This window comes from Paraflavitalea devenefica, from assembly GCF_011759375.1.
Classification (GTDB): domain Bacteria; phylum Bacteroidota; class Bacteroidia; order Chitinophagales; family Chitinophagaceae; genus Paraflavitalea; species Paraflavitalea devenefica.
Genome location: NZ_JAARML010000001.1, coordinates 2,357,773 through 2,371,978, shown reverse-complemented (window position 1 = coordinate 2,371,978; position 14,206 = coordinate 2,357,773). Strand labels below are relative to the sequence as shown.

Below are 14,206 nucleotides of genomic sequence, written 5' to 3'. Positions count from 1 at the left end.
GGCCTGAACCGCCCAAATAACCAGCAATGAAAAAGTATTTATACCTGCTTTTATTGTCGGCAGTATCCCTGTGCGCCTACGCGCAGGACCCTGCCTATCCACCGGCGCCACCTACGCCACTTAATGTGGTGGCTGCGGAGTACTTTATTGATACAGACCCGGGCTTTGGCCTGGGTACTGCTATTCCCCTGACACCGGCAGGCAATATCAGCAATGCCAATATTACCATTAATGTAAATGGATTGAGTGTTGGCATACACCGGCTTTTCATCCGCACACGCAATGCGGATGGCAGCTGGAGCCTTGTGGCCATAAAAGATTTCTTATATAACCAGGACCCGGTATATACGGCCCCTCCCGCTGCACCGCAGCAGGTGACGGCCGTTGAATATTTCATTGATACTGATCCCGGCGCCGGCAATGGCACAGCCATCCCTATTACGCCGGCCGTTGACCTGAATAATATTCCTGCTGTGGTCAATACGAACGGATTACCGGCCGGCATACACCGCCTGTATATCCGTACCCGGAATAATGAAGGGCGCTGGAGCATTACCAATGTGAAAGATTTCGCCGTGGATTTTAATCCGTCTTACCCTGCTGCTCCACCAGCGATACAAAACATTATCGCTGCAGAATATTTTATTGATACCGACCCGGGCATTGGCCAGGGTATTGATATTCCGATTACTCCCGGCACTAACCTGAATGATGTCACTACTGCGATCAATACGAACGGCTTAAGCACAGGCACGCATCGCCTGTACCTGCGTACGAGGAGTAATGAAGGACACTGGAGTATTACGCACGTGAAAGAGTTTATTGTGAATTTTGACCCGTCGTATCCTATCACACCGGCAGCGCCACAAAATATTATTGCCGCAGAATATTTCATCGATACTGATCCGGGGCCTGGCAGCGGCAATGTTTTACCTGTTACACCAGGTATAGACCTGAGCAATATTTCCGCAACTATTAATACCGGTGGCTTGAGTGTTGGCACCCATCGACTGTACCTGCGCACCAAAAGCACTGAAGGGTATTGGAGCGTTACGAATATAAAAGAGTTTATTGTAAGCTCAGAAGTTGGTTATCCAACGCCTCCTGCAGCACCCTTGAATGTGGTGGCAGCAGAGTATTTTGTGGATACTGACCCTGGCGCAGGGCTGGGTACCGCTATCAGCATTACACCGGGCACGGATGTTGCCAATGTAGCAGTGGCTGTTAATACTGCCGGACTGAGCGATGGCGATCACCGGTTGTATATCCGCACCAGGAACGAGGAAGGCCGCTGGAGCATGACCAATAACAGTGCGTTCTTCGTAGGCCAGCAGGTAGCCAGTTGGAGCATTGCCCCTGCGGGCGGGCACGATTACGGCAATGTAGCAGTGAATACTGCTGCCACGTATCAGTTCAAGATCCACAATACGGGTAACCAGCCTGTGCTATTAAGCAGTGTTGTATTTAGCACTCCGGGCTTTAGTGCTTCCTATACAGCAGGCGCCGTGATTGCAGTCAGTGATTCGCTTAGTTTGCCGGTAACATTCATACCCACTGCCGCCGGACCCTATACAGCACAACTGAAGATTAAATCAGGTACCGCAGGCGTTGACTCTGTTACTACCGTAGTGAGTGGCAATGGTTACACGCCTGGCACACGGCCTGTATTACAGTGGGTGGCTGCCAGTCCGTACAATGGAGTTACAGGCGTGAACCCTGCTGTAGGACAAACAGGCCTGTACACATATAAGGTATTGTACCAATCGGCCAATAACAGGGCGCCGGAGGCGGGCTATCCGAAGGTGGGTATTGACCTGAACGGCGACCAGGACTTTAATGACCTGGGCGAAGGCAGTTTTGCTATGGTGAAAGAAGGCACCAGCACTGATTATGCAGCCGGTGTTGTGTATGGTTATATTTTTAACCAGGAATATAATAGCAATGTATTGGGCTACCAGTTCTTTGCCAAAGATGATAATGGCAACACCAGCAATTCCGTTTATAAAGCTGGCCCCGTTGTTACCAATGAGCAACTGGACCTGCGGCTTTTTGCGAATGATATTTCTTTCAGTAAGAATAATCCTGCCCCAGGTGAAGTATTTACTGTGACGGCCAATATCAAGAACAGCACAGCTTTTTCCGCAGTTAATGTGCCTGTTAAATTTTACAGGGATACGATCCTGATCGGCAGTGGTGTGGTTCCTGCTGTAGGAGCATTTGGCAGCGCCACTATCACGCATACGTTGTCGTTCCCTGCTGATGGGTTTTATCCGATCAAGGTATGGATTGACAGCAGCAATACGCTGGGTGAATCGAATATACTGAATAATTATGCCATCAGGCCGGTGATCGTTGGTTCGCCGGTATTACCGGGTGGTATTACGGTGACTTCCAATGCCACGCTGCAGCAATGCCCTCAACTGAAGGTATTGATCACCGGCTCTGCCAGTTATTTTGGTACAGCCAGCCCCACGATGGTGGCAGGCGCTGAAGTAACGATCAATACCGGCAGCGCTGTTATACACACAACCACTGATGCCAACGGCCATTACAGTTACCTGCTGACAGGTGTAAGCTGTGGCGGCAATTTCACTTACACAGTCAGTGTTACAGACTTCACATTCACCAGCAATACATTGACCAACGCGCTGGCGGTGCCGTGCCCACCGGTCAATGCCTGCGGCACGCCTCCTCCTTCCAATGGTGGTGTGGTTGCTACTTTCAGCAGCACACCATGTTCCAATGTAGTGGGTGGCAATTCCAATGTTAATTTTGTGCTGAAGTACCGTGAGCGGGACATTAATAATATGTGGAGCCCGTTTGATGAGATCCGGAATGATACACTCAGGGTATTCCAGGATGGCGTATTGATACAAACCATTGGCGCTGCTGACAACAGTCATGGCCCGGGCAATGAAGTGACTATTCCTGTAAGCATCCCGCTAAACTCTACTACCCCGGTGAATATTACCGGTGAATTGAGTTACACTTATGTGGAATACAGGCAGATCCCCAGCTCTATTTATCATGGTATCCATACAGCTATTGTAACCTCCGGCGGCGGCACTATTCATCCGGAGCCGAATTTGCCTGATCTTACGATACAGGATTTCAGCCGGATGAAGTTCACTTCCTTCAGCTTTAAGGATGCGAATATCAAATGCGGAAATGCCGGCTCGCATGTAGTGCGGGTGTATGATTCTATTCCTAACGGGACTATTACGCTGGTGAAGACACAGACAATCAGTTCACTGAACGGGGGAACGACGATTACTATCCATTACAGTAATCCGGCCATGACGCCCGGTACGCATATCCTGAAGATCGTGACTGATGAGGTGAATACCGTGGCAGAGCAAAACGAAAACAACAATGTTTTCCTGGCTACGGTGGTGATACCGATGGCTGACCTGACGGTATCGTCTATCAAGCCTCCTTCTACAGACCTGGCCGTTGGTTCTACGGTGACATTCAGCGCCAGAATCAGGAATACCGGCAAAGAAACGGGGACGTTCAAAGTGCAATTCCTTGTTAATAATGTGGCGCTGGGTACGAAGGTTACGGTTGGTTCTATTTCTGAGGATGACTCTGTGCTGGTAACCTCTGATGCTTACACTGTGACAAATACTCCTGCAGACTGTGGTGTGATCGTTCGGGCAGTGGCAGATGTTGACGCAGAAGTGACAGAATCCAATGAAGGCAATAACAGCCGGATCATTTCACTGGACGCTGACCTGCGGCCTTACCAACTGGCGTATGAATTGGGCGCTGCCGCCAATCCTGTAGTGGTGCGTGTTAATACCACCAACCAATTCTTCGCTGCTGTACGGAATATCGGGGAGCGTGATGTAACCGGTGTTACAGTACGGTTTATCCTGGATGGCAACCGGATCGGGGGTGATGAGATAGCACTGGTAAGAGCGGGTGAAGTGTTTGCCGGATATGGTTCGTTTACCCATACGTTCACCACGCCAGGCAATTATGTGGTGCAGGTAGAAACGGATACTGCCAATACTATTTGTGAATTTTCTGAAAGCAATAATACCGGCAGTTTCCATATACGTGTGGTGGACAGTAAGCAGGACTTCGAGGTATTGTCGCAATTTATTTCACCGAGCAGCCTGAACCCGGCGCCGGGCCAAAATATCACCCTGGTGGGTACGGTAAAGAATATGGGTGGCAAGCCATCCCAGGGAAGTGTGCTCCGCTTCCTGGTAGATGATATACAACTGGGTGCAGATGTACCCTTTAACAGTCTGCAACCCGGGCGTGATACTACGGTAGCCGCCACTGCCACTTACGCTTCACTGATCACCGGCGTGAAGGTGATGAAGATCGTAGTTGACCCTGCCGGTTCAGCGGATGAAGAAAGGGAGGATAATAATGAAGCTACCCGCACGATGATCGTGGGCGATGCGCCGGATATGGCCCGCAGCAAGGCAGGCGCCATCACGTTCAACCCGAACGGATTCAGGTCCGGCGACAGTGTGGTGGTTTCTTATTCCATTAAGAACAGTGGTTCGCAGGACGGAACGGCCTACGTACGATTCCTGATCCTGGATGAAGGCGATGCCATCACCGCCATGGACAGTGTACCAAGGTTCTACCTCGCAGCAGGCGCCACGCTGACCCTGAGCAGGAAGATGCTATTCGATATAGAAAAGGGCCGGGTGATCGCTCAGATCATTGATTGCTCGCCCATAGAGTTTGACCTGACCAATAACAATGATACGCTCGCGTTCAGCACAGTGATGAACCTTACCAGTAATGTAGTCGTGAACGGCGACCTGGATATGGAAGAAGGGTTACCGGCCCAATTGCCGGGATGGATCGGCGGCAAGCTGGTATTGGGCAATTATGACCTGGTGATCAACGGACGTATTAACAGTTTTGATACCGCGCACTTTGTGGTAACGAATGGTACCGGTAAGTTAAAAATGGTGAACAGTGCTGCAGAGAATGTTTTCCCGGTAGGCACTTCTGTCAGCAGCCACAATTTTGTAAAGATTCACAACGCCGGCACGCCCGATCATTACAGTGTAGGTATTGCGCCTTACGTATTGAAGAATGGCACCGGCGGCGATACGATCAGTACAGCATTTGTGGACCGTACCTGGTTTATTGAAGAGCAAACGCCGGGTGGCAGCAATGCTACGGTAACGTTTTACTGGAATGCCAGTGATGAGTTGCCGGCTTTTGACCGCGCCCAATCGCGCAGCGCCCATTATACTTCTTCCTGGCAGTTGGGAACTATAGGCATAGCTATTGTGGATTCAATCGGCAGGTTCCGGAAGGAGCAGGCAGGTTTTACCAGTTTCTCTCCTTTCTCTGTAGCCAGCGGCAATGCTGTTTTGCCTCTCCATTTGCTACAATTCAATGTATCCATGAAGGACAAGGATGCACAATTGGAATGGAAAGCGGAAGCGGAAGTGAACACGATGCAGTTTGTGGTATTGCACAGCAGGGATGGAATACAGTTTGAGGAGATTGGTATTGTAAAAGCTACTAACAGACCGGGTATTAACCAGTACAGCTTTGCGCATCCAAACCTGGCAGCAGGCATGCATTATTACCGGCTGAAGATGGTGGATATTGATGGTGCGTTTACTTACTCGCCAATAAGATGGGTAAAGCGTGAGCATGGAACAGGCATCGGTCTGTATCCAAATCCGGCGCAGCGGCTGGTCACCGTAACGGGACTGGAAGCCGGTGGAACCCTGCGGATACTGACGATGGATGGCAAGGCCATGAAACAATTGCGTACGGGTGGCAGTACGCTGCAGTTGGATGTGAGCAACCTGGTACCAGGTGTTTATATGTTGCAGTATGAACACCAGGGCATAAGACAACAGCTATCGTTGATCAGACAATAAGAAGCAGGGACAGGTGGTTTTAAGGGCTGTCTCTCCTGAGACGGCCCTTTTTTAATTATCGCCAGATGACTATTTCTGCCTTTCCGGTGCAGTCCTTAGTAACAAGGTGTTGTAAAAAAGACCTCTCCATACTCATCCACATAAAATAGGTGAAACTCTGCAGTTTCATTATGATAGTAGAAGTAAGAGCCGGCAGAAGCAGGATATAGTAAATCCGCATCATAATAGAGCACTGTTCCCACGGTTATGTCGTAAACGTCACCTGCCCAATAAAAGGTCTCATTGGGCCATACACCCGGCGTAGTATGGATGTAGCTGCAATCTTCATAGTTAAAGTAGGAGACGGCAAACTCATCAGACTGGATCAGGTTGGCACCGGTTTTCTTGTTTAATTGTTGGGACTGTTTGGCAATTGACTGCTTTACGGTTGCTGTTGGCTTTTTAGTGAATGCTGCTACGCCCACAGATACGGCCAGGAAGAGTAATGCGATCCATACGGAAGGTTGAGTGATTTTTTTCATATTACAAGGTTTAATGAAGTGATCACCTAAGTTATCATAAAGACAAATAGTGCCGGTATGCCGTATTAACCAGTGAGTAAGCGCAATTGGCAGGAACAATATTTCAATTTCTTATCCAATGAGCTTATACCCTACCCCCCGTATGTTCATGATCCTGACCTCGGGATCGTGTTGCAGGTATTTACGTAGTCGGGTGATGAACACATCCAGGCTACGGCCGGTAAAGAAGTCATCATTGCCCCAGATGTGAAGCAGGATGGATTTACGGTCCATGACCTGGTTCCTGTTGAGCAGGAATAGTTTTAAGAGCTCTGCCTCCCGGGCGGTGAGTGAAACAATCACCTCATTACGCTTTAACAACGCCTGGCGATAATGAAAGGCGTATTGAGAACCGATGATGACCGGTGCATCAGGATCGGCCATTTCGCGAAAGAGCGTACGGCTTTTGCTGGTGAGGGCTTTGATGCGCACTACCAGTTCCTCCATACTAAAAGGTTTTTTGAGGTAGTCGTTGCCGCCGCTCTCAAAACCGGTGACCACATCCTGTGGCAGTGACCGGGAAGTAAGAAAGATGACTGGCGTATCCATGTCGGTAGCCCTGATCTGCCGGGCCAGTGCAAAGCCATCTGCATCCGGCAGCATGACATCGAGAATAAGAATATCCGGCTTTTGATTGTAGTAGGCCTCCAGGGCGGTGGAAGCAGTAGCCAGGTGGGTGACCTGAAAGCCGCGGCTTTCCAGGCTTTCCCTGACAATTTCTGCCAGGTTGAGCTCATCTTCCACAAATAGTATCCTTAATTGCCTGTCTGTCATACCTGCAATCCGATTTTAAAGGTACTGCCTTTCCCGGGACGGCTTTCCGCTACACACCATCCACCGTGTTTTTCGATGATGTGTTTTACATAGCTGAGGCCCAGCCCATGCCCTTTTACTTTATGAATGTTGCCGGAAGGTACCCGGTAGAATTTATCGAAGATGAAGGGCAGGTCGCCTGCGGCAATGCCTATGCCATCATCTTTTACTTTGATGACAAAGTATTGTTTTTCCCGGTAAAGCCCTATATCAATGGCAACTTCTTCTCCTGAGTATTTGACTGCATTATCCACCAGGTTATTGATAACGTTGTACAGGTGCAGTTTATCGGCTATTACCACCTCTGTTCCCGCTTCATTGTTGTAGCGGAAGGTGATGTTTTTTTCACCGGCCAGGGTGTACCTGCCAACGATCTCTTCAATGATGGCATTGATGTTGACGGGTTCCGGTTTGAGCTCAAAGTCCCGGCGCTCATACTGCGCCATGTTGAGTATTTTATTGACCATATCGGCCAGCCTTTGTAGTTCAACGCGGGAGATGCGGAGGTATTTTTTTGTTCTCTCCGGGCTTTGCAAGGCATCAAATCCTTCCATGGCCTCTACCGCCGCCGCTACGGTAGCAATGGGTGTTTTTAATTCGTGGGAGATATTGCTGATGAAATCGTTTTTAATGGCCGACAGTTTTTTCTCCCGCCTTACGATGCGCAGAAGGTAGAATAGGGTAAATGCAACGATGCACAGCAATACGCCAGAGGCTATTACCATGCCTGTCATTTTATTGAACAGGTAACTCACCGGCTTATGAAACATAGCCCGAACGTAACTTTTCTCTTTTTCTGTGGAGTAGGTGGGAAATGATTTCGTAATGACAGGATAAAGGTTTTGCAGGCTATCGGGAAACCGGCTCCTGTTTAAGGTGCTATCATCAGTACGCAGATAGAATAAGAAGGGTTCCTGTATGCCTCTTTCTGACAGTAGTTGTTTATAAATAGGGCGAAGCCGCAAGGTATCAAAAGCATAATCGTTCACGTATTGGGTGATGTGCCGGCCCAGGCTCTGTGTGCGAAAGAAAACAATGTTCTTTTCCAGGTCTTCACGCCGGTACATGGCGGCAAAGTGACGCGCCACCTGGTCTCTTACTGTATCCGCCGGGGATAGAATAGGCTTATTGATGTGGATAGTGGAGAAGCTATACTTGTCTGACGTATCTTTTTTACTGGCTATATAGTAGATGTGGGCGTTAGACCGATCGCTCCATTTACTGGTAATACTTGTTTGCGTGGTATCTTTTACAATTTTATAGATGAGGTTTTCTATTGTATCACAACGCACTTTGTGTTCCGTTTTGATGGCATCCTCAAAAGCAAGGTTGACCTCTTTATCAAAACGTTCTTTATTGACCTGGTAGTAGTTCACGATCCATCGTGACTGTAATAGCATAACCCCGCATACAGCAACGACACAAATGATGACCAGGAGGCGGGTGTTTTTGTTCATACAGGATCAAATGTAAGCAGCTGTGGTGAACCTTCCCTTTTCCATTAACATAAATTAACAAAGGCTAACAGAACGCCTAACCTGATTACCGGCGGAGGTTTGGCAGTTTTGCTTTAAAAATAATCTATGCGTATCCCATTATTCGTTTTATTAGTGGTGTTTTGCGGCCTTGCCCAGGCCCAGCCTGTATTGAAAGCAGGCGATCTGTTTCCCGATGTGATCATCCGCCCTATTATTAACGCGCCGGTTAAATCGCTGGCTGTTCATGCGCCGAATAAGAAGTTCCTGATCCTGAATTTCTGGAGTACTGCCTGCGGTTCCTGTTATCCTGAAATGGACAGCCTGGCGAAGCTGCAGGTAAAGAACGGCCGTCATGTGCAGGTGATCGCTATTGCCGACGATCCTGTGAGCAGGCTTCAAAAGTACCTGACACGCAAGCCTTCTATCCTGTGGCTGGCTTCGGACACCAGCTTCAACCTGTACCGCCAGTTTGCTTTCGTTTATTTAGGCCAATCGGCTATCCTTGATCAGCAACACCGTATTGTAGCGCTGGTGCGCACGGACTCGATTAACCAGTCACTGATTGATCGATTAGTCCGCAACGAAAAGATACGTTCTTCTGCAGAGACCGGCAACGGGCGGGGGTTTGAAGCCGAGACTTTTACTGTCGACAGTACGATCGGTTTCCAGGTTACCTGGAGTGGTTACCGGACGGGATTAAACGGTATGACAAAGTTGTATTGGCAAGGCCCTTTTAAAGGCCGCCGGCGCAGTTATGTGAATCTGTGCCTGTCTGATATTTACCGGGAAACTTATGATGTATCGGAGCACCAGATAGTTTATGAAGTACCTAAGAAGAGTATTTGCGAATGGGAAAACAAAAGCACCCGTTACTGCTTTGATCTGATCGTAAAGCCGGAACAGAAGGATAGCCTGTTTGTTATTATGAAACAATTACTGCACCAGTTGTTTCCCATAAAAGCAAGATTGGAAAAAAGGGAAATGCCGGTATATGTGTTGCACAAGCTGCCTGCAACAAAAAACTGGCAGGAATCGGTTGCCACCGAAAGTACTTATGGTTTCAGCGGTCGAGGATTTACGGGCAAAGGCGTTATCCTAAAACCATTTGTGGATTATGTAGGTAATGTGCTGGAGTTGCCGCTGGTGGATGAAACCGGACTGACGGGCAAGTATGATATTGTTACAGAAAATGCTATACCTTCCAAAGAAGATGTGCTGGCCTCAATACAAAAGATCGGACTGGTGGTGGAGAAGGGTACGCGGGTGATAGATGTATTGATTATTTATAAGTAAGAATAGCCGGGAAGGCGGTAAGACAGTAAGGGTTCCGGTGGTCCGGAACCCTTACTGATATTTATGTTGTACGTGTATTTACGCTACTTCTTTACGATCTCCACCCTTCTGTTCTTTGCTTTGTTTTCTTCGGTATCGTTGGGAGCTATAGGGGCCAGTGAGGCTACGCCCTGGGGAGTTACCTGGGCTTTGCTGACACCATATTTTGTGGTGAGCTCTGTGGCCACCGCCGTAGCCCTGTCTTTTGACAAGGTGCTGTTGCGGGTAAAGTCGCCGGTATTATCGGTATGCCCTACTATAAATACATTGGTGGCAGGATTGGCTTTCAGGAAGCCGGCTATGGCAGTGAGCGTTGGCGCTGACTCGGGTTTTACTACCGCTTTATCTACATCAAAGAAGATGCCGTAGAAAGCTACTTTGCCTTCCTGGTCCAGGCCGGATTTGATCTGCCCGGCATTGAGCACGATATACTGGCTCATGGGCGCTTCCTTTATACTGGATATAGTGTAATTACCAATACCATCGCAATAGATCTTTACCCAGTAGGTGTTTCCTCCCTGTTTTATTTTGAAGAATTCTTTGTCCTGGTAGAATTTATCTTCAAAAATCAACTCCCCACCTTTTTGTGCAACGGCATTCTTAAAGTTGCGCAGGATAAGCAGGTTAGAAGGTTGGTTTTTCGCGTCACCCTTGAATTCGAACCTGCATACTTCCAATTCTCCTTCTTTTATTGCTTCTGAATATCCCGCAGTCTCTTTTTTATCGGGTACCAATATTTTGAGTTGGTCAAATTCGTTTTTAACCAATGAGTATTTGTCCACCGCATAATTGGGCATCATGCTGAATAAGGAATGGCCATCCGGGTTATTGGCACTTTGGGCTACAAGAGCGGTTACAAAGAGTAAGGACAGGAAGGTTACGCTGATGTTCTTTTTCATAGCTGCGTGTTGTTTGAGTGTTTGGTATTGACAGGCAAGGTAATATTACCCGGCCAGTAATATTAGTCGGCTAATTGATATAATTGTAACTATTTGGGTGGAATTTTTTTGGGGGATTGTTGGTTTTGGTTTGCTTTTGCGTCGCAGGCAGATTTCTCACCCGCTTTGCCTGCTGAAAAGGCGAGAACGTGTGGCGGGTTCGAAATGACAAAAGAAGAGAAAGATATTACGGCTGCCGAAATGGCACAAAAAAACGGTATATAGTTATATACCGTTTACCACCTGCTACCAAATAACCTTGTACCTACTTCAGTAGGCAGGCAGCTACGTTATGCCGGTTGGGCCAATGATTTCAGGAAGCTGATACTGGGTGCAAAGAAGTATTCGCCTCCTTTCATGGTTACAAACTGACTGAAAGTGAGGGGAGGGTCCGTTAGTTTATCACTGCCATAATCAAGCGGGAATTGATAGGCATGTGTTGCCGGATGCTGACCAGCCACCTGCCCGATGATGGCATCCACTCCCGGATTGGGACCAGAAGGAAAATCGGGGCTATTGGCCCATTTGCTCTGTATGAATTCAAACTGGTTTTGAATACTCCGCTGGTAGCTCATGAAGAGTAATCCTACTCCTCCTTCGGGGAGTTGCAAATCGCAGGGATGTATGGCCGTATCCACGTTCCGGTGGCCAAAAGGTATTCCGCGCCGTGCCATGATATGGGATTTATGGTCATCGCCGGGACTAACATCCTTGCGGGGATTGGTTTTCCTTGTATGGGCAAAGTACGGACAACGGCCTCCGGACGGATCGTTGTTGTAGTTAAAGTTATTGTAGTTACCGGCCCCTATCATGCCTTCATCGTCGGTAAGCACCACGGGTGAGCCATCCTCAAAGCGTCCCACCAGCCAGGCGCCGGCCAGCTCGCCCATGTCCAATTTTTCCTCTGCTTCTTTAAAGCCTTTTACGTTCTGCTCCAGCTTTCTGAAAACAAAATAGCTGCCATAAGCGTCCGGATCATTGACATAAGGATCTTTGATGAGCACAAGATCTGAATCGGCTGTTGGATCAAAGAAGGCTTTTTCCGGATTGGTATTGTGAAATTTCATCCAGGCGTCTACTTCATCCTTCAGGAAGAGCGGCTGACTGATGCCATCCACATATCCAAAATGTTCAATACCCTCTCCGTCGGCATTCCGGATAACGTTGCCATATTCCACCCCAGTTACTGTACTGAACCCATCTATGGTTTCCAATATATTCCTGGCCCTGGTTGCCATCCGGTTCCTTTCATCATCGGCCAATAGTATCATAGCGTGTATTTCCTGCCGGAAGCATTTTTCCCACTGCTCTACAGCCGGGTCATTGCTTACTGCCAGCCTTTCTTTCATACCTGCTTTAAAAGCAGGGTCGGCAAATTTCGTTTCCACCTCTTTAAAGTCAAGGTATTTGTATCCTGCTGCCGTGAGAAAGAATGCCGTAAAGAGGCCATCTTTTATGTTGTTCCGCTTGTACAGTTCCCTGTCGCGCAATTGTTTTTTTAAGCTGGTAATGTCGCCCGATAAGACTTTTATCCATTCCCGTACTGCTTCTTCACTTCCTTTGTCAAATTGCAGGAATATATGGGTGGTGTGATCCCGGCCATGTCCTTTCAGTATATTTCCCTGCATGTTGGCTAAGAAAGGATCGAATGAGAAATCCATGGGGTCAATGAGTTTCATAACACGTTTTTTTGTTGAGCAGTTAAGGTGGTTGTGCTGCAACAAATATCATGGTGTTATTAAACTCCTTAAAGGGTGTAAGAACCGTTTTGAGGATGGTCTTTTCACCGTATGTGGTGGTGAAAAATACCTATGGGTACAGCAGGTATTTTTTACGCATTTGCTTGTAGCGGCTTAATCCGGGTTCCCAGGATTTGCGGATGGCTTGTTCTGATACGCCTGCAATGATCTGCTTTTTGAGGTTCTCCGTGCCGGCCAGTTTGTCGAAGTTGCCAATTTCCTTGCTTTGTGTCTGATCAAAGAACCTGGCTTTATCGGGATAGGCCTTGTACATTTCTATTAACCATTGGAGGTGGATGCCCTTTTTCCTGCGAAGTATTTCCGTGTCATATTTACGGAGGTCAAGGCCATAGCAATCAGTATCCTGGTGAAGGGGCGCTTCTTTCATTCCCTTGATGCTGACAGGCCTGAAGGTGAAGGTATATTTTCCTTTGAGCAAGGGTGCTCCCAATACGGTGAAAGGTATGTAAGTGCCCCTGCCCTGGCTGATGATGGTACCTTCAAAAAGACAAAGCGTAGGATATAATAAAACAGACTGTGGCGTATTGAGGTTGGGAGACGGACTTATGGGTGATGCATAGGGCGTATCATGTGTATAGTTGGCACATTTTATTATTTTCAGTTTGCACTTCATCTTATTTTGAAGCCATCCTTCTCCATTGAGCATTTGCGCAAATTCGCCAATGGTACAGCCATGTGTGATGGGTATCCTGAATTTACCAATACCTGAGTGCAGGTGATCCTCCAGTATAGGACCATCCACAAGGTAACCATTGGGGTTGGGCCTGTCGAAGATCATGAGTTCCTTGTTGTTCTCTGCACAGGTTTCCATGATATTGGCCAGTGTATTGATGTAGGTATAGAAACGGCAACCCACATCCTGGATGTCATAGATCATGATGTCAATTTCCTGCATGTGCTCTTTGGAAGGCTTCCTGTTTTTTCCATAGAGGGAGATGACCGGAATACCTGTAGCAGAGTCAATGAAGTCACCCACATGCGCCCCATTGCTGGCATTGCCCCGGAAGCCGTGCTCCGGACCGAATATTTTTACGACTTTGACACCCCGTTTAAGCAGGCTGTCTATGCTGGGTTTATTGCCTATGATAGAGGTATTGTTGCCTACAAATCCTACCCGCTTTCCTTTGAGGTAATTAATGTACAGGTTGGTTTGATCGGCACCTGTAATAAGCTTTTTAGCCGGTGGCGCTACCGGTATATCCGTTGTTTTATTGGGGCGGTTGAAGATACCGGTATAACTGCACAGGATAATAGCAGTGGCAATGGTCAGCGCAGCCATGAAAATGTTCTTTGTCATACTTCCAAATTGAGTGATGGGCGTAAAGTAGAAGATAACCCTGAGATTTTAAAATTTTAAACCATGCAGAAAAACGCAGAGTCCCCTTCGGGAGACTCTGCGGGGAAAATAAGACTCTGCGGCGAAAATAAAAACGCTGCAGGGATATTCCTACA

At 47.9% G+C, this 14,206-nt stretch carries 8 protein-coding genes; 2 read left to right on the top strand and 6 right to left on the bottom strand.

Going from position 1 to position 14,206, the window contains the following annotated elements:
* The first annotated feature begins 26 nt into the window (after window positions 1–26).
* A complete protein-coding gene (locus tag HB364_RS09545; RefSeq protein ID WP_167287655.1) occupies window positions 27–5,873 on the top strand; it encodes a CARDB domain-containing protein in 5,847 nt (1,948 codons plus the stop codon).
* Window positions 5,874–5,968: 95 nt separating this feature from the next.
* On the opposite strand, the gene HB364_RS09540 is transcribed toward HB364_RS09545, so the two are convergent.
* From HB364_RS09540 to HB364_RS09530, 3 genes are all read right to left on the bottom strand, one after another.
* Entirely contained in the window at window positions 5,969–6,394 is a 426-nt protein-coding gene (locus HB364_RS09540; RefSeq protein WP_167287654.1) for a hypothetical protein, read from the bottom strand.
* A gap of 111 nt (window positions 6,395–6,505) precedes the next feature.
* Window positions 6,506–7,207, bottom strand: coding sequence for a response regulator transcription factor (locus HB364_RS09535; protein ID WP_167287653.1), 702 nt, complete (start codon window positions 7,205–7,207; stop codon window positions 6,506–6,508).
* A complete protein-coding gene (locus HB364_RS09530) occupies window positions 7,204–8,703 on the bottom strand; it encodes a sensor histidine kinase (protein ID WP_167287652.1) in 1,500 nt (499 codons plus the stop codon). Before HB364_RS09530 ends, HB364_RS09535 begins: the two co-directional genes overlap by 4 nt.
* 126 nt (window positions 8,704–8,829) lie before the next feature.
* Here HB364_RS09530 and HB364_RS09525 point away from each other — a divergent pair, with 126 nt between their 5' ends.
* The gene (locus tag HB364_RS09525) at window positions 8,830–10,017 is read left to right on the top strand and encodes a TIGR03435 family protein (RefSeq protein WP_167287651.1); all 1,188 of its coding nucleotides are present in this window, start codon (window positions 8,830–8,832) and stop codon (window positions 10,015–10,017) included.
* A gap of 83 nt (window positions 10,018–10,100) precedes the next feature.
* On the opposite strand, the gene HB364_RS09520 is transcribed toward HB364_RS09525, so the two are convergent.
* The 3 genes from HB364_RS09520 to HB364_RS09510 form a co-directional block, all read right to left on the bottom strand.
* Window positions 10,101–10,955, bottom strand: a complete 855-nt coding sequence (locus HB364_RS09520) for an OmpA family protein (protein ID WP_167287650.1) — start codon at window positions 10,953–10,955, stop codon at window positions 10,101–10,103.
* A gap of 329 nt (window positions 10,956–11,284) precedes the next feature.
* A complete protein-coding gene (locus HB364_RS09515; RefSeq protein WP_167287649.1) occupies window positions 11,285–12,673 on the bottom strand; it encodes a Dyp-type peroxidase in 1,389 nt (462 codons plus the stop codon).
* A 130-nt stretch (window positions 12,674–12,803) separates the two neighbouring features.
* On the bottom strand, window positions 12,804–14,051 hold the full coding sequence (locus HB364_RS09510) for an exo-beta-N-acetylmuramidase NamZ family protein (protein WP_246228373.1): 1,248 nt from the start codon (window positions 14,049–14,051) through the stop codon (window positions 12,804–12,806).
* Window positions 14,052–14,206: the final 155 nt, after the last annotated feature.